The 21679-nt window shown below is 46.3% G+C and carries 15 protein-coding genes and 1 tRNA gene; 6 read left to right on the plus strand and 10 right to left on the minus strand.

Going from position 1 to position 21679, the window contains the following annotated elements; genetic code table 11:
* Positions 1–8: 8 nt before the first annotated feature.
* Together RMO55_RS10645 and bchI are read right to left on the minus strand one after the other, a co-directional pair.
* On the minus strand, positions 9–587 hold the full coding sequence (locus RMO55_RS10645) for a Uma2 family endonuclease (RefSeq protein ID WP_310426393.1): 579 nt from the start codon (positions 585–587) through the stop codon (positions 9–11).
* Between the two features lie 109 nt (positions 588–696).
* Entirely contained in the window at positions 697–1776 is a 1080-nt protein-coding gene (gene bchI, locus RMO55_RS10650) for a magnesium chelatase ATPase subunit I (protein ID WP_310426396.1), read from the minus strand.
* Between the two features lie 291 nt (positions 1777–2067).
* On the opposite strand from bchI, the gene RMO55_RS10655 reads away from it, so the two are divergent.
* Together RMO55_RS10655 and mscL are read left to right on the plus strand one after the other, a co-directional pair.
* Positions 2068–3408: a hypothetical protein gene (locus RMO55_RS10655; RefSeq protein WP_310426397.1), complete on the plus strand. Its 1341-nt coding sequence runs from the start codon at positions 2068–2070 to the stop codon at positions 3406–3408.
* A gap of 188 nt (positions 3409–3596) precedes the next feature.
* Positions 3597–4064, plus strand: coding sequence for a large conductance mechanosensitive channel protein MscL (gene mscL / locus RMO55_RS10660; protein WP_310426398.1), 468 nt, complete (start codon positions 3597–3599; stop codon positions 4062–4064).
* Between the two features lie 108 nt (positions 4065–4172).
* Here the strand turns inward: mscL and RMO55_RS10665 are convergent, their stop codons facing one another.
* Positions 4173–5408: a methionine gamma-lyase family protein gene (locus tag RMO55_RS10665; protein WP_310426399.1), complete on the minus strand. Its 1236-nt coding sequence runs from the start codon at positions 5406–5408 to the stop codon at positions 4173–4175.
* An 82-nt stretch (positions 5409–5490) separates the two neighbouring features.
* Between RMO55_RS10665 and RMO55_RS10670 the strand changes: the two genes are divergently transcribed.
* From RMO55_RS10670 to RMO55_RS10680, 3 genes are all read left to right on the plus strand, one after another.
* A complete protein-coding gene (locus RMO55_RS10670; protein WP_310426400.1) occupies positions 5491–6318 on the plus strand; it encodes a fatty acid desaturase in 828 nt (275 codons plus the stop codon).
* Positions 6319–6447: 129 nt separating this feature from the next.
* Positions 6448–6518: transfer RNA gene (locus RMO55_RS10675), tRNA-Gly, on the plus strand.
* Between the two features lie 278 nt (positions 6519–6796).
* Positions 6797–8236, plus strand: coding sequence for a BCD family MFS transporter (locus tag RMO55_RS10680; protein WP_310426401.1), 1440 nt, complete (start codon positions 6797–6799; stop codon positions 8234–8236).
* Positions 8237–8316: 80 nt separating this feature from the next.
* Here RMO55_RS10680 and RMO55_RS10685 read toward each other — a convergent pair whose 3' ends face one another.
* From RMO55_RS10685 to RMO55_RS10705, 5 genes are all read right to left on the minus strand, one after another.
* Positions 8317–9348 (minus strand): alcohol dehydrogenase catalytic domain-containing protein, encoded by a 1032-nt coding sequence (locus RMO55_RS10685; protein WP_310426403.1) that lies wholly within the window; start codon positions 9346–9348, stop codon positions 8317–8319.
* Positions 9349–9622: 274 nt separating this feature from the next.
* Positions 9623–10114: a YajQ family cyclic di-GMP-binding protein gene (locus tag RMO55_RS10690; protein ID WP_310426404.1), complete on the minus strand. Its 492-nt coding sequence runs from the start codon at positions 10112–10114 to the stop codon at positions 9623–9625.
* A 134-nt stretch (positions 10115–10248) separates the two neighbouring features.
* A complete protein-coding gene (locus RMO55_RS10695; RefSeq protein ID WP_310426406.1) occupies positions 10249–10668 on the minus strand; it encodes an MAPEG family protein in 420 nt (139 codons plus the stop codon).
* A gap of 60 nt (positions 10669–10728) precedes the next feature.
* Positions 10729–11223, minus strand: coding sequence for a DNA recombination-mediator protein A (locus RMO55_RS10700; protein ID WP_310426408.1), 495 nt, complete (start codon positions 11221–11223; stop codon positions 10729–10731).
* Between the two features lie 189 nt (positions 11224–11412).
* A complete protein-coding gene (locus tag RMO55_RS10705) occupies positions 11413–15171 on the minus strand; it encodes an NB-ARC domain-containing protein (protein WP_310426410.1) in 3759 nt (1252 codons plus the stop codon).
* Positions 15172–15693: 522 nt separating this feature from the next.
* Here RMO55_RS10705 and groL point away from each other — a divergent pair.
* The gene (gene groL, locus RMO55_RS10710; RefSeq protein WP_310426411.1) at positions 15694–17361 is read left to right on the plus strand and encodes a chaperonin GroEL; all 1668 of its coding nucleotides are present in this window, start codon (positions 15694–15696) and stop codon (positions 17359–17361) included.
* Positions 17362–17478: 117 nt separating this feature from the next.
* Here groL and RMO55_RS10715 read toward each other — a convergent pair whose 3' ends face one another.
* Positions 17479–18180 carry a HEAT repeat domain-containing protein gene (locus RMO55_RS10715; protein ID WP_310426413.1) on the minus strand — a complete coding sequence of 234 codons (702 nt, stop codon included), beginning with the start codon at positions 18178–18180 and terminating at the stop codon, positions 17479–17481.
* Between the two features lie 190 nt (positions 18181–18370).
* The gene (gene cphA, locus RMO55_RS10720) at positions 18371–21097 is read right to left on the minus strand and encodes a cyanophycin synthetase (RefSeq protein ID WP_310426414.1); all 2727 of its coding nucleotides are present in this window, start codon (positions 21095–21097) and stop codon (positions 18371–18373) included.
* Between the last annotated feature and the right edge of the window lie 582 nt (positions 21098–21679).

Raw genomic sequence — 21679 nt, forward strand, 5'->3', positions numbered from 1 at the left:
ATCGATCATTAATCCCAAACAGGTTGAAGATCTAAGCTAAACCCTGGCAAAACATCCTCACCACTTAAACTTTTTGGATCAACAAGTAATGTTACCGCTTGATTGGAGCGATAAATCTCCACCTGCTGATGTTTGGGATTGATTAACCAGCCTAATCGCAGACCATTATTTATGTATTCTTGCATTTTAGCTCTAGTATCGCTCACCTCATCAGTTTCGGACACTAGCTCGATCGCAAAATCTGGACAAAGTGGCAGAAATCGTTTGCGTTGCTCGGCGGTGAGAGCGTTCCATCGATCGATTGTAATCCAAGCCGCATCAGGAGATCTCGTTGCACCATTAGGTAGCTTAAATCCAGTGGAAGAGTCAAAGGCTTTCCCCAAGCCTCGTTGTCGATTCCAGTACCACAGTTGTCCTTCTATTTCAAAATTACGATTTCCAGTTTCTCCACCAGTTGGAGGCATAAATACTAATTCTCCTTGGGCACTTAATTCAATGCGGAGTTCGCGGTTGGCTGCTGTGAGCTGTTCAAATTCCTCATCTGTAAACCGCAAGGCTAGGGGTAACTGCACAGTTAAGGTACTCATTGCCGATCCTCAAAGTTATTGACCTTCGATCTAATTGTACTCTTGCAGTTAGCAATCCGGTTTCTATATAGAAACCGGATGTTTTACGTTTTGCCGCAATCCCAATCGCTTATTTTTCGGCTAACTCCACACCAAATACCTCAGCAAAAACTTTATTTACCTTATAGCCAGAATCGATCGATTCGAGCGGATCTTTCCGCAGGCGATGGCGCAGACACAGCGCAATAATCCGCCGAATATCGTCCAGAGTCACCTCTGTCCGCCCTTCAAAGGCAGCTAAAGCCTTGGCAGCACGGTTAGTGACAATATCGCCGCGCAGTCCGTCTACATCGCATTCTGAGCAGACTTGGGAAATCTTGACGCGCAGATCGTAGTCGAGGGTGACACTTGCCAATCTAGTTTGAGCATCGACGATTTTCTGTTGGAGCAGAACTTGCTCGGCTTGATACTCAATCGTAAATTTATGCGGATTTTGGTCGAAATCCGATCTCTGTTCAACAATTTGGACTCGCAATTCTGGCTCTTTGACGGTGCGAATTTCGGCGTGCATCCCAAATCTGTCGAGTAATTGGGGGCGTAATTCACCTTCTTCAGGATTGCCAGAACCGACTAAGACAAATCGGGCAGGGTGACGGATCGAAATCCCTTCCCGTTCGACAGTATTCCAACCACTAGCCGCCGAATCGAGTAAAACATCGACGAGGTGATCGTCGAGCAGGTTAACTTCATCTACATATAAAATACCGCGATTGGCTTTAGCCAGCAATCCTGGCTCGAACGCTTTCACCCCTTCCGAGAGAGCTTTTTCAATATCGATCGTCCCACAAACCCGATCCTCTGTCGCACCCAATGGTAAATCTACCATTGGTACTTTTTTGGTAGAGACGGGGAAGGTAGCGTGAGTCGTCAGAAATTCCTGACGTAGCTCTTCACTCATCAAATCTGGATCGCTGGGATGGCTATTGAAAGGGTCTCCCGCAACAACATCAATTTCTGGGAGTAGATCTGCTAACGCCCGAATCGTGGTAGATTTGCCCGTACCTCGATCGCCCATGATCATTACCCCACCGATAAAAGGGTCAATTACATTTAATAACAGAGCCAATTTCATTTCCGCCTGTCCCACAATGGCAGTAAAGGGAAATACAACCCGACGCGCTGTAGCGGGCGATTGAATAGTAGCAGCCACGATCGTTACCTATATTAAATAATTTTGATTATCGTCCCTCATTATAAAGGTTTGTGGGCAAGAACCTCGTAGATTTAGTCAGGAAATCTGCGCTAATTGCACGATCGGGTAAATTTACCAATCATCTAAATGTGTCGATTTTCGATCGATATTCAGCAAAAAGAACGATAGGGAACTAATAAGTCAACAGCTATAATATGAATCGATTTAACAGTTTTATAGCATACCAGAATCGGATGACATAAAAGATTAATGATGCTGCTGTCAATCGATCTTTAGGAGGTATGTTGTTTGCTTAATTCATCTTTTGACGTTGCGATATCCTCTCCGTGGGACGATCCAGATTCAGCGCAACTCGAATTGCCATCGAATTCCTCACGGGAGCAAGATCTAATTGTTAGCGTTGAGGCTAGTTTGCCATTAGCAAAACAGCATCAAGCTGTAAAATCAGAAAATTCACCCCAATCGCTCGATCTTCCAACACAATTAGATGTCAAAGCCGAACTCGAGTCACTCTGGGTTTCCTGGCAACTTCACAACCCAACCCAGTTAAATCCAGAATTGACAGATGAGCTAGGTTCGGTTTCCAGTATTCTGGCAACGATCGCCACTACGGAAACAATTACGCATACTCAGCAGTTATTACAAGAGCTAAGTAGTAGCCGCGAGCAACTTACTTCTGCTCAGAACCAATTGCAAGTTCTGGATCGACGAAACCAAGAGCGAGTGGATGCTGTCGATATGAGTATTCTCCAAGCCAAACAGCTTAAATTTCGGACTCAACAGTTAGCAAAAATCAGCAAAGATCGGGTCGAAAAAGTCCGAGAAATGCTCGAATCGATCGAGCAAATTCGCACAGAAATCGTCACTAGTTTAGCTAAATTTGGTGGCTATGAAGAGATTCATGCGATGTTGGGTCAACTCGAAACTACCCGTCACGCCTTGGTAATCGCCCACGATCGCGCCACCACCGGACAAGAAGCTTTTTATGACTCTTTGCATAAAATCCAGCAGCAAGTAGCCGCCCGCAGCGATGACTCAGAGCAGAAATTACACCAATACCATGACACAATTCAGAGCCTGTCTCAAACCATCTCTACCGATCGACTCCAAATTGCCGCGATGAGTGTCGATCTGGGTGCAAAGCTCGCCGATCTGCATGGTTTGAGTGCCCAAATTACCACGATCCACACCCAGATTGTTGCAAAATCCCAAACCCTCCAAACGAAGATTGCCGATCTCAATCGAGGATTTGGAGCACTCTCCCAATCCGTTCAGACTGAAAAAGAGCAGTTCTACGCACTCACGGTAGAATCGATCGAAAAAGCTGATGCAATCGGCTCGCAACTAGCACAAATTCTCCAGCAGTCCAATGAAGATCGGGAATCGATCTCCGTGCTAAAAAATGACATCGCATCAATGCGGCATACTATCCGCAAAGAAACAGAGCAAAAATTCAATAATCTCAATCGGCATTATCACGAACTGATTTTGACCTGGACTGATTTTCAAGCTCGTTACAAAGATCGGGCAGTAGCGATTAAAAAACTGTCTAGCTGGTTGTGGATCTTATCTTTTGCTGTTGGTGGGATGTTGCTATTATTAATGCGGATTCTCATCAACATTAAATGAGCATTTGTCTAGACAAAGGATACATGAACATTCTAACTGCACCGTTGTAATGAATGTAGTTTCGTAACGTTTGTTACGTTCAGCATTTTATATTAGTCAATTTTCAGATGAATTGAGATATACTATTTGATGTTTTCGATTCACTTTTTACTAATATTCCAGATAAAGGAAGAATCTAAATTATGACAATGAGACCTTCTAGAGCAGCCGCAACCGGATTTATGAAAGACTTTCAAGACTTTGTCATGAAAGGTAATATTTTCGACCTGGCAGTTGGTGTAATTATCGGTGGTGCATTTGGCAAAATCGTGAGCGGTTTTGTTGAAAGCATTATCATGCCAATAGTTAGTGTCTTTATTCCTGGCGGTAGCTGGAGAGAAGCCAAATTGGTACTCGGAACGATTACCGATCCTAAAGATCCAAAAAAAACTGTTGAAAATGCAATTCTAATCGGTCAATTTCTGGGCGGTTTGCTCGATTTCGCAATTATTGCTTTTGTTATTTTCTTAATGATCAGAGCCTTGGCTAAAGTAAAACGCAAAGAGGAAAAAATAGAAGCAGCAGATACGAAAGAGTGTCCATACTGCCTATCGACAATCCCGATCGCTGCTAGCAAATGCGGTTATTGTACTTCCGAATTACCGCCAACTATGTAGGCTTTAGGCTTTAGGTTTTAGAGTAGAGACTAGTTGTTAAAAGTCAGTTGTATGGCAGCCACTAAACACTAAAAATTCCCCTAACATCTAATACCTAAAGCCTAATCCCTAATCCTCGAGCGCATTAATCGCCGCAATTGCCGCTTCTAAGGCGATCGAGATATGCGTCCAATGCGTAGCCCCCTGACAGAATGCGGTATAGGGTTCGCGCAATGGGCCATCGGCAGAAAATTCCGACGTACTACCATCGATGAATGTCCCGCCCGCCATGATTAATTCGCTCTCGTAGCCATGCAATGTACCAGGAACGGGATCGACATAGGCATCAATTGGCGAATTTTGTTGGATCGATCGACAAAAAGCAATTAATTTCTCCCTCGATCCTAGTTTAATTGCCTGAATCACATCGCGGCGCGGTGCTAAAGGTAAAGGATTGACGGGATAGCCCAACTTGTCGAACACATAAGCAGTCAAATGATTGCCCTTCATCGCTTCACCCACCATTTGGGGCGCGAGAAATAAACCTTGAAACAACAGTCGATTTTGATCGTAAGTAGCACCCCCAGATGAACCAATGCCTGGTGCAGTCAACCGACAAGCCGCCGCTTCTACCAAATCTGCTCTCCCCGCAACATAGCCGCCCCCAGTCGCAATCGTTCCCCCAGGATTTTTGATTAACGAGCCAGCAATCAGATCTGCACCCACAGCAGGCGGTTCGCGATCCTCCACAAATTCGCCATAGCAATTATCGACAAAACACACAGTCTGCGGATTTTGACGTTTGACGATCTCGACAATCCGTCCGATCTCAGAGATCGAGAGCGAAGACCGCCAAGAATAGCCACAGGACCGCTGAATTAGGACGAGACGGGTGTTAGATTCGATCGAATGGCTCAAACTATCCCAATCGATCCCCCCGTCGCTGGTAAGGGCTAATTCGCGGTAATTGATGCCAAACTCCTTCAACGATCCCTGTCCCGATCCTCTAGTTCCAATTACCTCTTCCAAAGTATCGTAGGGCGCACCTACCACCGATAGCATTTCATCGCCTGGTCGCAGTACTCCAAATAGAGCACAAGCGATCGCATGAGTACCTGAAACAAATTGAACTCTTACCGCTGCGGCTTCCGCACCCATGATATCTGCAAAAACTTTATCTAAAGTTTCTCGCCCCAAATCATCGTGTCCGTAGCCGCTGACACTGGAAAAATGCCGCGTACCGACGCGATGACGAGCATAAATTTCCAAAACTCGGCGGAGATTACCCTTGACTTGACCGTCAATACCATCAAAAATCAGTGATAGTGCCTTTTCTGCTGCTGGAATGAGTAATGCGCTGTTCATGATTCGATCGGGTAAATTATTTGCCTATTTGGATCTGCACGCAGATCGGGCATAGTAGTAAAACTCTTCATAGGTTATCTCAATGACTGTTGCCGCATCAACAAAACTTCGCCTTAATTGGACGATGATTATCGCGCTCGTGATATTTCACATTGGCGCAATCTGTGCTTTTTTGCCAGGACTCTTTAGCTGGCAAGCTGTCGGTGTAGCAGTCCTGCTGCACTGGATTACGGGTGGTTTGGGGATTACGTTAGGCTGGCACCGCCTGTTATCCCATCGCAGTTTTCAGGTGCCAAAATGGTTGGAGTATTTCTTTGCTTTTTGCGGCACGTTAGCATTGCAAGGTGGGATAATCTGGTGGGTGGGTTTGCACCGCCATCATCATTTACACTCGGATGAAGATGTCGATCATCACGATTCCAAGAAGGGTTTTATCTGGAGTCACGTCCGGTGGATGTGTTTCGATGTTCCAGCAGAAAGTGATATTCCCCGCTTCACCAAAGATATTGCGGACGATCCTTTCTATCAATTTTTGAATAATTACTTTTTCCCGTTGCAAGTTGTGCTAGGAGTAGTACTATACGCGATTGGTAGTTGGCCGTTTGTGTTCTGGGGTGTGTTTGCTCGGTTGGTAATCGTTTATCACTGTACTTGGTTAGTCAATAGCGCGACTCATAAATTTGGCTACCGCAACTTTGAAACTACCGATAATTCTACCAATTGTTGGTGGGTCGCGATTACCACCTACGGCGAAGGCTGGCACAATAACCACCATGCTTATCAATATTCCGCTCGTCACGGGATGAAATGGTGGGAAATCGACATCACTTGGATGACGATTCAGGTACTGCAACTCCTCGGTTTAGCCACCAAAGTTAAGTTGGTGGAAGCCGGAACTACCAAAGAGTAGGAGCTAGCTAAATGGATAGAGCCGATCGATCCGAGTAAATATTCACTCGATCGTCCTCTATTCATGACCGCTTGCAAATCAGTTAAGATATGCTAGAGTAGTTAAGCGGTAAATTAATTCCGTCCAAACGCGAGCGTAGTTTAGTGGTAAAACTATAGCCTTCCAAGCTATTGATGCGGGTTCGATTCCCGCCGCTCGCTTACCTTCAAAGCCCTGCACCATATGTACATTTGGGCTGTATAATTTGGCTGGATTAATCCGTAGATTATTCACCCATCTCGATAGTCGCTGCTGAGTGCTGTGGGTAATTTTTGCTTTGGTCTGGATATGGTCCATCCATTTAGTCAGATTCACATAGACTTTTAGTTAAACGTTTCAAACCCTGATATGACAACGATTATAACGTCCAGCAAAAGTCTACATCTTAGTCGTTTTCAGTATACTTAGATCTAGATATTTATATTTATAAATTTTATTTATGACCACTGGCGATTTATCTATTCCAGAAATGAATCGAAACTATAGCAATAGTAAACCCACCCCAAAGGTAGCGTTACCCACCATGATTCGTCTGGGATTATTTCAGATGGGTTTGGGGATGATGTCGGTGATGGTATTTGGGGTACTAAATCGGGTTTTGATTAAGGAACTAGCCGTACCGAGTACGATCGCGACGATGATTTTAGCACTAACGCTGTTCGTGGCTCCAGCCCGAATTATCTTTGGACAACTCTCCGATACTAAACCGCTATTTGGTTACTATCGCACTGGGTACGTGTGGCTGGGAGCGGCAGGGCTGGTGACGAACGCGATTATTGCCGTGCAGGTAATGTGGCAACTAGGAGCGAGTCTCAAGGCTCTTGGCTGGGCGTTACCTACTTACGGCTGGGCGGGTTTACTGGGGTTTATCTTTGCTTTGTATGGCTTATCGGTGAGTATGTGTTCGACTCCCTTTGCGACTTTACTCGTAGATATTACGGATGAGGACGATCGATCACGATTGGTAGCAGTAGATTGGTCGATGTTAATTGGCGGTACAATTATCGGGGCGATTACGATCGGAGTTCTACTCAAATCATTAGAACTCAATGCCACAATCGCTGATGTTCAAGCCCAAATTAATCGGCTATTTTTAATTATTCCGGCGATCGTTTGTATGCTAACGTTAGTGGCTACTTGGGGCGTTGAAAAGAAATATTCTCGCTTTGCCAGTCGGGCAGGAAAGACACAGGGAGAAACACATTTATCTTTAGGGCGCGCGCTCGCTATTCTTACGGCTAGTCGTCAAACTCAAGTATTTTTTACTTTTTTGGTAGTGATGACATTGGGATTATTTATTCAAGATCCAATTCTAGAAACTTATGGTGGGGAGGTGTTCGATCTTCCGGTGGGTAAAACTGCGGCACTCAATGCTTTTTGGGGAACGGGAACCTTGATGGGTTTAAGTACGGCGGGATTTTGGTTTATTCCTAAAATGGGCAAGCAAAAAACAGCACGACTGGGTTGTATGTTGGTAGCTGCATCGATGTTGTGGGTAATTGTCGCAGGTTTTACTCACAATCCAGTTTTTCTTCAGTTAGCTTTGTTATTATTTGGAATTTGTTCGGGGTTGGTGACAACTGGCGCAATCACACTAATGTTGGATCTGACAGTGCCCGAAACTGCGGGGACATTTATCGGTGCTTGGGGGTTATCTCAAGCTTTAGCAAAAGGTTTGGCGACGGTTTTTGGCGGTGCTGCTTTAGATATTGGTAAGACAATTTTCTCGAATGTTGTTTTAGCTTATGGGTTTGTTTTTAGTCTCCAAGCTCTAGCGATGATTATCGCTGTTAAGTTACTAGATCGCGTGAATGTTCGCGAATTTCAGACTACGGCCAAGGATGCTGTTAAAGCAGTAATTGCGGCTGATGGAGATTAATTAATAATTGATAATTGGGTTGTTAGAGAGCCATTTACAGCGTTGTTTTACCCGACCTAAAATTGCCATTTAAAAATACCCTACAATTCATTCGGAATCATTGCTACCTTGATTACCTGCCGATTTTTCATATCCTCGAAAGTCTGGGCTAAATCCGTCAGGGGGCGACGATCGCTAATTAACAGTTCAAAGGGTATTTGCTTGCTCGCTAGCAGTGATAGAGCCGCCGTAACGTGGTGTGGGGTATTGTGGAAGACACCCTTGACAGTGAGTTCGCTATAGTGAAGCCTGTCGGTATTGACGCTAATCGTCGTGTCTTTGGGACAACCACCGAATAGATTAATTGTCGCACCTGGACGACCGCAGGCGATCGCGGTTTCCCAGACGATCGGTACGCCTGTCGCTTCGATGACGATATCTGCACCCCATCCTTGGGTTAAATCTTGGACAGTACTGGGAATATCTGACTGGTGGTAGTTCCAAGTTCGAGTAGCTCCTAATTGCTCACCCACCACCAAGCGGGAATCATTACCGCCAAATAGCCAGACTGACTGACATTGACTCGCCATCACCGCGACAAACATCAACCCGATCGCGCCGTCGCCAATTACGACTACTCTAGAATCGGGGGTAAAACCGCTCCGCGATACGCCGTGCAAGACACAGGCTAATGGTTCGGTCATCGAGGCTAGCTCGGCTTCCAAATCATTGGGAATCGGGAGAAGATTGTGCTTGACGATCGGGGCGGGAATTTTGAGATACTGAGCGAAGGTACCGTTATTCCAAGTTAAATTGGGACAGAGAGAATATTCCTTTTGTTGACAAAAGAAGCAATTCATGCATGGTGCAGAATTATTCGCGACTACTCGATCTCCAATTTGCCAATTGGTGACACCTTTGCCTACTGCAACTATTTTTCCCGCCGCTTCATGCCCAAAGATCGTTGGTAATTTGAGCATTTTAGCGTGTCCGCCCCGCCGCCAGACTTTGAGATCTGTCCCGCAGGTAGTTGCGGCGGCTACCTCAATGACAACTTCACCCTCAGCAGGTGAGGGTTGATCGAGAGTTTCGAGACGGAGATCTTCTCTACCGTAGAGGAGGGCTGCTAGCACAAAGGGGGAAAGGGGAAAGGGGAAAGGGGAGAAAGGGGAAGGGGAAAGCTCAAACAGCTCGCGCCTCGACTTGATACAAATGCCTCAGAGGGAGTTTGAAAAGCATAAAATAATGTACAGATTGTCAGCTTCGCTCGCAACCACCCGCAGGTAAATCGCGGGCTACTGAGATAAAGTCTACTAAAGTAGACTGAGAACCAGTAAAATATTGAACTTTTCAAACAACCTCTCAGAAGGTACCTCTACAAATTATCAACTATCAATTATCAATTACTCATCGATAGTTAGTAAATTGCAGAGCTACTGGCAGATCTTCCTGCTTCAATCTTTGCATTACTCCTTGCAGTTCGTCTTTATCTTTTGCAGTGACACGGACGACATCGCCTTGAATTGAAGGTTGAACTTTTTTGAATTCATCCCGAATTAGTTTAGAAATTTGTTTGGCAATATCTTGGGCGATCCCTTTCTTGAGGGTGATTTCTTGACGCACCCGATTACCACTGGCTGATTCGATCGTACCGTAGTCAAAGATTTTCAGCGAAAGATTGCGTTTGATTGCTTTGCTCTGGAGCATATCATGAACTGCAGTCAGAGTCATTTCACTAGTTGTATTGATGGTGATTTTATCTTCAGCTAGTTCGATGGTGGTTTGGGTATCTTTTAGATCGTAACGACTGATAACTTCTCGATTTGTTTGATCCAGAGCGTTGACTAATTCCTGTCGATCGAAATCGCTGACAATATCAAAAGAAAATGTAGAAGCCATAGATATGCTTAGTTAAGTAGGATATGTGCTTAGTTAGGAAAGGTATTAGGTGATGGGTATTAGGTGTTAGCTGGATGCTTGTTTCCTAAAGCCTAAAACCTAAAACCTGAAACCTGAAACCTAAAACCTAATCTCTAATTCATGGTACTGGTGATGCTCATGGACATGAGTGTAAAGATGGCGACGGAACCGACTCCGAACATTAACGATCGACCGATCGGGAAGTTAATGATATAAAAAATTGAGTATAATAGCCGCGCACCTATAAATCCGATCGCACAATTGACTACTGTGGGAGAATCTTGATGAGTTGCATAAGCCATCAATGCGGCTGCACCGTAGAGCATAAATGCTTCCCAAGAATTTTGGTGTGCCCAACTCGCTCGCTTGCCATAATCCGGCAATTTGTCAAATGTGGCACGGGGAGCCGAAATATCGAACCCGACTTGAAAGCGGGTAATGGCTACTACCACATAGGGGAAATAAACTAGAAAAGCCGCAGCCGCGATCGAGCCGAGTAAAATTGTCGAAGTAGAGAGATTAGCGAAATTCATATAACAGGTGTTTGCGGCCAGAAATCTAGGTTTAACCTATGCTGGATTGAGGTGGAATGGTTAATCGAAGTAGAATAAAGTCACAACTTTACGTTGTTCTTCTGCCTCATGGCAAGTTTGCAGCAGTGTATTGCTATCGTGGAAAGCAAAACAGATCAACTGCTGACAGCGAGAGATAATTTCCTGGTTGCAGATCGCGCTGGCTTCGCCCAATGACAAGGAATCATTTCCAGGACTTTCAACTAAGTGCATCACCTGTTGCAACTGGTCTTGAGACTCGCGAGGTTGACGCGCCAGACTTTGGGGTAAAATCACGGTCAGCAGATCGCGATTGGCTCTAATTGCTCCACGAATTGCCGCAGAGTTAGTACCAGTAGCCCCAGAGGTAATCAGCCGATTGCCAGATAGTACCAGTGCATAGCTCATCATCTCGATCAGATGTTGGTGCGTAATTGGGACGTGGCGAGAACCCAGTAGTGCAATTTTCTTGGAGCCAGTCTGTTGAATTGTAGCTAGCTCTTGGGCCAGGGTATCGATGTCAGATACGTTAATCAAAGACGTTTCATGGCTTAACAACTCTGTTATTTTAACATAACAGGGGGATTGGGGTTAGGTTTTAGGCTTTAGGTTTTAGGTTTTAGGCTTTAGGTTTTAGGTTTTAGGTTTTAGGTTTTGCGAATTTAACTCCACTTGTCGATTGGAGACTGCTAATTTCCCCAACACCCAACACCCAACACCCAATACCTATCCATCGATCGCACCTAATAATTTGAGGGTTTGGATTTGTCCCGATTTTAGTCCGGTGGCTCCAGTAATATTCATCTCTTCATAGGGACGTTTGAGCCGGAGTGTGTGCAGTGATTGACTTTGCTCGACATCCCAGATTTTAATAGTCTCATCTTCGCCAGCACTGGCAATCCTCGTACCATCGGGGCTGTAAGCGATCGACCAGACCCAATTTTCATGACCAATATAGGTTTGGAGACATTCTCCCGTAATTATATTCCAGCGTTTAATCAGTCGATCGCCACTACCGACAATTAATTGATAATCGGTTGGAGATTCAGAGACGATCGGGTGAGGACTAAAAGCAACAGTGATAGTCAAGTTTTGATGACCACTTAAAGTTTGCGAACATTTCCAATTACTTGTGTCCCAAATTTTAACCGTTTTGTCCATACTACCACTGGCTAAATACCGTCCGTCGGGACTAAAAGCCAGAGAAATGACAGGTTGATAGTGAGCGATGATAGTCTGTAGACAGATACCTGTCTGGAGATCCCAAATCCTAATCTGGGTTTCACAAGCAGTTGCAATTAGATGATTTACTGGGCAGACGACAACTGATTGAATCCGATTGGGATGACCTGCTAATGTGCGATCTAGTGTGCCTGTGGCGACATCCCAAATTTGGAGATCGGCATGATAATTACCAGAAATTAATTTGTCACTATTGGGACTAAATACTAACGTACAACTTCCTTCAAATTGGGTTTCAATTGTCTGAAAACAGGTAAGATTTTGTAAATCCCAGATTCGGATCGTCCGATCGAGACTACTACTGGCTAAATAACTGCCATCGGAACTAATTGCGAGCGTCAAGACTGCATCTGTATGTCCACACAAGGTGTGAATACAAGTGAGATTTTGTAGACTCCAGAGCCGAATTGTGCCATCACAATGACAGCTAGCCAACCAGTCCCGATTTGGTACAAATGCGATCGATTTAATCCAGTTGCTATAACCATTAATAGTTTTGACACATTTTCCCCATTGAAGATCCCATATCTTAATAGTTCGATCCTCACTACCGCTGATTAAATGGCGACCATCGGGGCTTAGGGAGATCGTCCAAATCCGGTCTTGGTGGGCGCGGAAGACCGTATGACATATTCCCGTCGGCAGATCCCAACCTCGAATCGTCCGATCTTCACCAGTGCTAAAGAGGGTATTACCATCAGCACTCAGATCGATCGACCACACCCAGTCGAGATGTCCGGTCAGCGTTTTGATGAGTTCTCCCGAACTTGTATCCCACACATAGATCGTCGATGATAGCCCACTGACAATGATTTGCCGACCGTCAGGACTAAATATTGCCCGCACCACCCAATGTTCGTGCGGGAGAATCTGCAAGCAGTTGCCAGTTGCCAGATCCCAAATCCGCACGGTACCATCAGCACTAGTACTCGCTAGTTGGCTCTCATCGGGACTATAAACGGGCGAAAACACCCAATTGGTATGTCCGGTTAATTTCTGGAGGCAATGGCTATCTACCGTCGATCTAGAGTCATCTGCCAGCAATTTCGGCAGATCGTAGATCCGAATTAGACAGTCATCGCCACCAGTCACAAATTTTTGGCCATCTCGGCTGAATTTAATTCCTCTAAAAGTGTGGGTATGAGGTCCCAATATGCCGATCTGCTTACCCGTTTGGATATTCCAAAATCTGACCGTACAATCTTCACTCGAACTAGCCAGAATCGTCCCGTCAGCATTAAAAGCCAAGGCACGAGTCCAATTGGTATGTCCTTGATAAATGGCGATCCTTTGACCATCAGATATTTGCCATAGAGATACATTGCCATTAGCATCACTAGTCGCGACGAGATCGCCAGCAGGGTGACAAATTGCAAAGACAATCCCCCCAAATCCTTGGGTAAATACCGATCGATCGAATGTCGCTGCGGCAAAATTGACATGATGGAGATTGACATCAGCCAGATAAGCCGATCGAATCGGGAGCTGAGAGCAGTCTAAGTCTTTCAGAGATCGATCTGGTGCTAGTTCGATCAGCAAATTGAGGATATTCCCCGTCAGATAGCCAGCCGGAATTGGATCTAGGGTTTGCCACCGAGCCAAGATTTGCTGGAGATGTTGACTGAGATCCTCGGAGTTGACCCAGATCGGCAACAATCGATCGATAATCGGCCGTATAATTGACTGAATCTGGGTTTGACGCAGATAATCCTTGGTAGTTGCCTTGATAATCGCGTAGGTATTGAGATGGGAAAATTGCTGGAGCAGCTCGGTGACAGGCGCATCTGGGGCAAGTTCTGCCACAAATCGGTCGATCGATCTGTTCGTTAAGTGAGTGGTCATGACTGGCTGAATCGACCAAGTTTGTTCGTGACAAGCAATAATGCAACGACGAGATAACGATTGCAGCGCGTTAATAATTTCCCCAGGTGCGCGAGTATCAGTCGCCAAATTCGAGCGCAATTCTGCTCCAGTAATCGGTTCGCGTTCGATCGCTAACCAGTAGATTAGCTGCTGTTCGACATCTGATAGTCGATCGAACTGTCGATCGAGACTATCATCAATATTCCGAAACTTGAGCTTACCCTGCTTCATCAGGGGATAAAGATCCAGCATTTTTTCGCCACCCCCAGTCATTTCTACAGCGGCAATCGTGGCGATCTTGAGCGCGAGGGGATTGCCCGCATAGTGGGCGTGTACATCTTGCCACATCTGGGTTGGTAGCTGCGGACAACCATAGGCTTGTACCAATTCATGTGCGGCGGCTGCTGTCATCCCCTCGATCGTCATCGATCGAACTAGTCGCGGCTGGACGATCTCTAACCGAGCGATGGTATACGGTTTTTCGCGACTGGTGAGGATCGCACAACTTTGATGTGGCAGTTCGCCAATCGCTCTAAATAATCGATCGTAGCCCTCATACCCTGGTAAATACTGCCCCGATTGGACTTGTCCTGTGAGGATCGATTCGACATTATCCAATACGAGGAGACAGCGATCGCGTTTGAGACAAGCAATTAATAACTCGATCTGTCCTTCGATCTCATCCGGCAAATCTACCAGCGGTTGCGGACTCAAAAACTGGAGCAGATCGGTACAGAGTTCGGCGATTGGCGGTGCATTCAGTAAAGATCGCCAGATCGTCCGATCGAAATATTTCTCAAGCTGATGAGTGATTTCCCATGCCAGTGTCGTTTTACCCATCCCGCCCATCCCAATTAGGAAAATCAGCCGACAATGCTCATAGAGACACCAATCAGTCAGCGTTGCGATTTCCTCATTCCGTCCATAAAAACGGTTGTCGATTTCGAGATCGGATCCTGAATGCTGGATACCCTCACCCCAATCTGTGGAATTCCGCTCGAACCCAACCCTACCAACAGTCGAGTCTGCTGGCAAATTACCACTTTGAGCCAGTGCAAAATCTGGCTGCTTTGAATACCAAAGTAGTACCGCTGCTAAACTATTTTTCGTCACTTTTTGTCCCAATTTCTGGCTGAGAGACTGCCACAACCGAGCACCAGTTTCCCTGATATAACTGAGTTGATATCTCCTCAACCGCCCAGTTCCATCAGCTTTGTCTAATCCTGATTCGATCTCCTGAGTATTAGCTTTAGCGACTGCAATGATTTGTTGATAGCTGTTGCCTGCGATGACTCCCCGCACGATTTGGCTCTGAACTGAATTCAAGGATTTGGGAGCCAAAACTGTCTCAATAATTGCTATAGCTTGGTCTGCATCCATTTTTCAAATAAGTCGTAAGTCGTAAGTCGTAAATTCTCGCTATAACTCGTACTAAACGGCGCAAGTTATGGGACTATTCCCGAATCCCGAATCCCGAACCCCGAATCCCGAATAGTAGCTTTATTTCCGCCGCTCAGTACTAGCAACTTACGTTACTTACCACTCAATCTAGGCTTCCTGGTTAGATCGATCGTACCTTTTACCCTACTTTTTCCATACTTTTTTATCTATTCACTATATATCCAATGAGTTAAACTAACGCTACAGAGTGTTTGTGTGTTCAACTTTTGATTTTTTTGGTAAGACTTCATTGAAATAGAAGTTATTCCCCAAATCAATCATCCCTAAGTACTGTTGGTCTCTACCAGATCGATCGACAATACCTAGGGGTTTTTTATTGTCTTAACGAGATATCCTATCATTCCCTAGTTCGGAAACCCGCACACAGATCGACCGAAATCCGTTTAGCACTCCTCGTCATAGAGTGCTAAATTTTGGAAGAGATGATTACATAAAAATAATATGGCGAAAATTATAGCGTTTAACGAAGAGTCCCGTCGTGCCCTCGAACGCGGCGTTAACGCCTTGGCTGATGCAGTCAAGATTACTTTAGGGCCAAAAGGACGTAACGTCCTGTTAGAGAAGAAATTTGGCGCACCTCAGATCGTTAACGATGGGATTACCGTCGCCAAAGAAATCGAATTATCCGATCCGCTGGAAAATGCTGGCGCGAAATTGATTCAAGAAGTCGCTGCTAAGACGAAAGATTTGGCTGGAGATGGTACCACTACAGCTACTGTCCTCGCTCAGGAAATGATCCACGAAGGATTGAAGAATGTCTCTGCTGGTAGCAATCCGATTGGGATTAAGCGCGGGATGGATAAAACTGTGACAATGTTAGTGGCGGAGATTGCCAAGCTAGCTAAACCAGTTGAAGGTAAAGGCATCGCTCAAGTTGCCTGCGTTTCGGCGGGGAACGATGTTGAAGTTGGCGAAATGATCTTCGCTGCCATGGAAAAAGTCACCAAAGATGGTGTGATTACCGTTGAAGAATCTAAATCACTGATTACCGAACTCGAAGTAGTTGAAGGGATGCAGATCGATCGCGGTTATCTCTCTCCCTATCTTGTCACAGACCAAGAACGGATGGTCGTTGAGTATGACGATGCGCTAATTCTGATTGCTGACAAAAAAATTGGTTCGATTCAAGATTTAGTACCAATTCTCGAAAAAGTTGCTCGTGCGGCTAAACCTCTTTTAATCATTGCTGAAGATCTCGAAGGCGAAGCTCTCGCTACCCTAGTGGTGAATAAGTCTCGTGGCGTACTCAGCGTTGCAGCGATTAAATCTCCCAGTTTCGGAGATCGTCGCAAGGCAATGCTGCAAGATATTGCCATCCTAACTGGCGGACAAGTAATTTCTGAAGAAATCGGTCTGAGCCTAGATACTGCTACCCTGGAGATGTTGGGTACTGCGACTAAAATCACGATCGACAAAGAAAACACCACGATCGTTGCCAACAGTGGGAACAGTGCCGATCTCCAAAAACGGATCGCTCAACTCAAGCAACAACTCGCTGATACCGATTCTGTCTACGATACTGAAAAACTTCAGGAGCGAATCGCCAAACTCGCTGGTGGAATCGCGGTAATCAAAGTTGGTGCAGCTACCGAAACCGAACTCAAAGATCGCAAACTGCGGATTGAAGATGCTCTCAATGCAACGAAAGCCGCCGTAGAAGAAGGGATCGTTGCTGGTGGTGGTACCACATTGATTCATCTGGCTGGTAAAATCCCCGCATTCAAGAATACTCTACCCGATGCGGAAGAAAAAATCGGTGCGGATATCGTTGCCAAAGCACTAGAAGCACCCCTGCGTCAAATCGCACACAATGCAGGTGCTGAAGGTTCTGTCATCGTCGAAAGAGTGCGGGCGGCTGCTGATAATATCGGTTATAACGCTGCTACAGGCGTGTTTGAAGACTTACTCGCTGCGGGGATTGTCGATCCAGCGAAAGTGGTTCGTTCTTCCTTGCAAAATGCAGTTTCGATCGCTGGTTTAGTGATCACTACCGAGGCTCTCGTCGTCGAGAAACCCGAACCTAAGTCTGCTGCACCTGACATGGGCGGCATGGGCGGCATGGGCGGTATGGGCGGCATGGGCGGTATGGGCGGCATGGGAATGATGTAGGTTAGTTGAAAGTTGAAAGTGAATTAAACACTTGCTATTTTCAACTTAATGAAAAGGAGACGATCGAATCTAGATCGCCTCCTTTTATATTAATTACCCGAACAGGAGCGACTAACGCTAAATAGACTGACTTGCCCAGTGGTTAGCAACCTCTAGAGCGGCTGCTACTACCCGAAAATGCTTATCTTGCTGGAGTTCGGCGACCGCTGCCTTTGTAGCAGAGTTTTGGAGGCTTTGGAAGGCGATTGTTGCCCGCCAGCGATTGCGCCAGGATGGATCGTGACATAAGGCGAGCAGCAAAGACAAGGCTCGCACTTGGAACGGTGAGTTTAATAGATGCCCCAGAGCTAAAATTCCCACCTCTTTCACCGATTGAGTTTCATCAGCGATCGCAATTTCGGCAGTAATTAGTAGTTCTGCGTGAGAATTGGTATCGATGAGTAGTGGGATGATACTTTGACGAACTAGCCAGTTATCAGTTGTCTTAAATAAATCTACCAATAATGGGATGGCTCGATCGCCAAAATCAACGATCGCATTCGCTGCTTCACCCATGACATTAGGATCGCGATCTTGCTTAATTACGCCTGCTAATAGTTGAAACGAAGACTCCACGCGATGATTTCCCAAACCCATCACCGCGATCCGCCGCTGCATAAAGTCGCTCGATTCCAATAATCGGGCGAGCATCGGTACCGCAATATCGGCAGAAAGCTGTGCTAGTTTGTCCAATGCTATTTTTTGCTTGTCGAGTGCTCTACCGCGCAAATCTCGATCGATCTGCTCTAAATCTACTGGTAATTCATCGTTGTCAGACATACAGTTAATCAAGCGTGGGGATAGACTTAGATCTTACACTTGAATAGATTTGAGAGACTCGATCGAAATGACAGATCCAACGATCGATGAGATACTACTTTCAAGGTTTAGGGTAGGGGCAATTTATGAATTGCCCCTACTGAAATAGCAAGAGTTTTAAAATGAGAATTGCTATCTCCGCTGACGTTAACTAGTGTTTGATGCTATGCGTCCCGTTATTGCCGACTGAAACTGCATCTAAAATCGGTGAATTGTCTGACTTCAATTCAACTGAAATTGCTGCTTCTGGTGCATCGGAAATTGGATTGCGGGACATAATTAGCGCGATCGCCCGACTGACATTATCGGGGAAGATCGTTACCAAACCATTGTCTGGAGCATTATCCAATGCCCATTCGATCGCTTCGGATTCATTGAGCATAATCGAGTGAGGGACTAGATGATTGCCCGCTGTGGCGACTTGCTCGATCCCTTGGACGATTAACTCGGCGGTGTCGCCCCAGGCGCGTCCTCGGTTATCATCATCCTCTTTGACGATGATGCGATCGAAGAAGGTGGCAGAAAGTTTGCCCAGTTCGATTAAATCCTCATCGCGGCGGTCTCCTGGCCCCCCGACGACCCCAATTGCCGAGCCAGTCCAGTTTTTGACAAAGCTACCGACGGCGGCATATCCAGCGGGATTATGGGCATAGTCTACCAGAACATGGTATCGACCGAGGTTGAATAGATTCATTCGCCCTGGAGTCTGAGCTACAGAGGCTTTGAAGCTGCGCAAAGCGGCGCGAATGTGTTCGACGTTAACTCCTTGAACGAAGGCGGCGAGACAGGCAGCTAGGGCGTTGGCAATCATAAATGGTGCCCGCCCGCCGAGGGTGAGGGGGACGCGCTCGACTTTCTCGATCCGGTGAACCCAATCTTGTTGCAAGATGGTCAGGTATTCATCGGCATAAACTGCGGCAATTCCGCCTCGTTGGACGTGGGCGCGGACTAATGGATTGTTGGCATCCATTGAAAAGTAGGCTACTTTTCCTGGTACATCTTTTGCCATCGCGGCAACACGCTCATCGTCGGCGTTGAGGACGGCATAACCATCGGGATGGACGGTTTCGGCGATGACTCCTTTGACTCGGGCTAATTGATCGATCGTTTCGATGTCTCCCAAGCCTAAATGATCGGCAGCGACATTTAAAACTACGCCAACATCGCTGTGTTGGAAGGCTAAACCCGATCGCAAAATACCGCCCCGTGCTGTCTCTAGAATGGCAATATCCACCGTCGGATCTTGGAGGATGATTTGGGCACTTTGGGGTCCGGTAGTATCGCCTTTTTCGACTAATCGATCGCCGATATAAATCCCATCGGTGGTGGTAAAGCCGACACTATCGTATACCTGACTGAAAATATGGGCGATCAGCCGCGTGGTAGTGGTTTTACCATTGGTACCAGTAATCGCCACCACGGGAATCCGCGTGGGAGTTCCAGGTGGGAATAACATCTGGAGAATCGGGGCGGCGACATTGCGCCCGACACCTTGACTAGGCGATATATGCATCCGCAATCCAGGTGCGGCGTTGACTTCGACGATCGTGCCATCTACTTCGGCGAGCGTTTTAGTAATATCGGTGGTAATTACGTCGATTCCCGCCACATCCAGATCGATAATCCGCGATACCCTTTCGGCAAGCCACACGGTGTCGGGATGGATCTCATCAGTCCGATCGATCGCAATTCCCCCCGTACTCAGATTTGCTGTCGCCCGCAGATAACAAACTTCACCCGATCGCAAAATCGTATTGACCGTAAAACCCTGACGGTTCAACATTTCATCGGTAGAATCATCGAGTTCGATTTTGGTCAACATATTATCATGACCCTCACCGCGCCGCACATCCTGATTCTCACGATCGACTAATTCAGATATAGTCTCAGAACCATTTCCCACAACATGCGCAGGTACCCGTTCTGCTACCGCCACCACCTGATGGTTGACTACCAAAATCCGGTGATCTCGACCTTGGTAGAAATGCTCGACAATTACCCCACTCGACACCTCCCGCGCGCGATCGTAAGCGATTCCAGCGTGCTCCCAGTCCTGAATATCGATCGTAATTCCCCGTCCGTGATTGCCATTTAAAGGCTTAATCACGATCGGATAACCCAGCCTGTCGATCGCCTCTTCCAATTCACCAAAGGAATAAATCGTCATCCCCAACGGCACCGGAACGCCCATACTCGCCAAGATTTTCTTGGTTTTTTCCTTATCACAAGCTAATTCCACCCCGAGAATATTCGTGCGGGAAGTCAGCGCAGCCTGAACTCGCTTTTGATGTTTGCCATAACCAAACTGGAAAATGTCGCATGTCTCCAGATGCAACCAGGGAATCCCCATCGTTTGGGCTTCCTTCACCAACGCCTCGGTACTCGCGCCCAAAGTCGCATCCGTCCGCATCTTCTTTAGATCCGCCAAATCCTTTTCCAGTTCGGCTTTGGGATACGTCCCTGTCTCAATAATGCTCTCACACAGCCGTAACGCAGCCCTGACCGCATACCGCCCTGCTGTTTCGAGCTGGTACTCAATCGCGACCTGATAGATGCCCTCAGTCGCCGTTTCGCGGGTGCGACCGAAGCCCACTGGCATGTCGGCTAAAGTTTGCAACTCTAGAGCCACATGCTCGAGAATATGCCCCATCATCGTCCCTTCCCGCACTCGACTGAGGAACCCCCCCTTACAACCAGGCGAACAATAATGATCCTCCAGACTGGGCAAAACCGCCACCAGACTGTCATAAAATCCCGAAATCGTATCAGACGGTCGATCGGCTAGATCCTCCAAATCCAGTCGCACAAGAATTAGCTTCGATCGACGAATGCTCCAGTAATTCGGACCTCGGAGCGTTTGAGTTTGGAGGATTTTCATGATTTATAGGAGGAAGGCTAAAGCTGATTTGATACTAGTTAAATGAAACTTTATGATGCTAACGGCCGAAACGCATCAATTTATTATTACAAAAGTTTACTTTAGTCTGGCTACTCTATCCTCAAACTTTGCTTAGATATTTCGAGCTATCACCCTCTAGTTAATTTCAAATTAAATATCTAGTTCTGTATTCGCCGATACATATCGATTCTCATTCTGAGCGGCTACGTCAACGAGTCGAATTTGGAGCGAGAGTTAACGGAGTGAAAAATCCGCTCTTGGGCTACTGTGTGTACACAAGTTATTTGAGTTGCTGCGTAGTCTGTGTTACCGCACTCTAGCGGATAGAACCCATTTGAGATCTTCTGTCTTGTCGGTTTTTTATTCGGAGGGAACCTCGGCATAAAACCGCCGCTAGTGGGGGAGGGCGGGTTTTGTTGGAAGATGATGGTGTACGGGCGAGGATTCCTAGCATTGTCTTGGTGGGGGAAAAAAACCGGTTACACCAGGGGGTAATGCCACAAAAACAGGAAGATCATTAAAAAAAAAAAACAAAAAAAAACAGGAATTTAAAATATAAAA

This window comes from Chamaesiphon sp. VAR_48_metabat_135_sub (genome assembly GCF_031418915.1).
Classification (GTDB): domain Bacteria; phylum Cyanobacteriota; class Cyanobacteriia; order Cyanobacteriales; family Chamaesiphonaceae; genus Chamaesiphon.

What these genes read in the sequence shown, in the direction of transcription:
- RMO55_RS10715 (WP_310426413.1), bottom strand. Translation starts at nt 18,180, where the DNA reads ATGTCTGACAACGATGAATTACCAGTAGATTTAGAGCAGATCGATCGA.
- groL (WP_310426411.1), top strand. Translation starts at nt 15,694, where the DNA reads ATGGCGAAAATTATAGCGTTTAACGAAGAGTCCCGTCGTGCCCTCGAA.
- RMO55_RS10645 (WP_310426393.1), bottom strand. Translation starts at nt 587, where the DNA reads ATGAGTACCTTAACTGTGCAGTTACCCCTAGCCTTGCGGTTTACAGAT.
- cphA (WP_310426414.1), bottom strand. Translation starts at nt 21,097, where the DNA reads ATGAAAATCCTCCAAACTCAAACGCTCCGAGGTCCGAATTACTGGAGC.
- RMO55_RS10695 (WP_310426406.1), bottom strand. Translation starts at nt 10,668, where the DNA reads ATGAATTTCGCTAATCTCTCTACTTCGACAATTTTACTCGGCTCGATC.
- mscL (WP_310426398.1), top strand. Translation starts at nt 3,597, where the DNA reads ATGAGACCTTCTAGAGCAGCCGCAACCGGATTTATGAAAGACTTTCAA.
- RMO55_RS10680 (WP_310426401.1), top strand. Translation starts at nt 6,797, where the DNA reads ATGACCACTGGCGATTTATCTATTCCAGAAATGAATCGAAACTATAGC.
- RMO55_RS10705 (WP_310426410.1), bottom strand. Translation starts at nt 15,171, where the DNA reads ATGGATGCAGACCAAGCTATAGCAATTATTGAGACAGTTTTGGCTCCC.
- RMO55_RS10690 (WP_310426404.1), bottom strand. Translation starts at nt 10,114, where the DNA reads ATGGCTTCTACATTTTCTTTTGATATTGTCAGCGATTTCGATCGACAG.
- RMO55_RS10665 (WP_310426399.1), bottom strand. Translation starts at nt 5,408, where the DNA reads ATGAACAGCGCATTACTCATTCCAGCAGCAGAAAAGGCACTATCACTG.
- RMO55_RS10670 (WP_310426400.1), top strand. Translation starts at nt 5,491, where the DNA reads ATGACTGTTGCCGCATCAACAAAACTTCGCCTTAATTGGACGATGATT.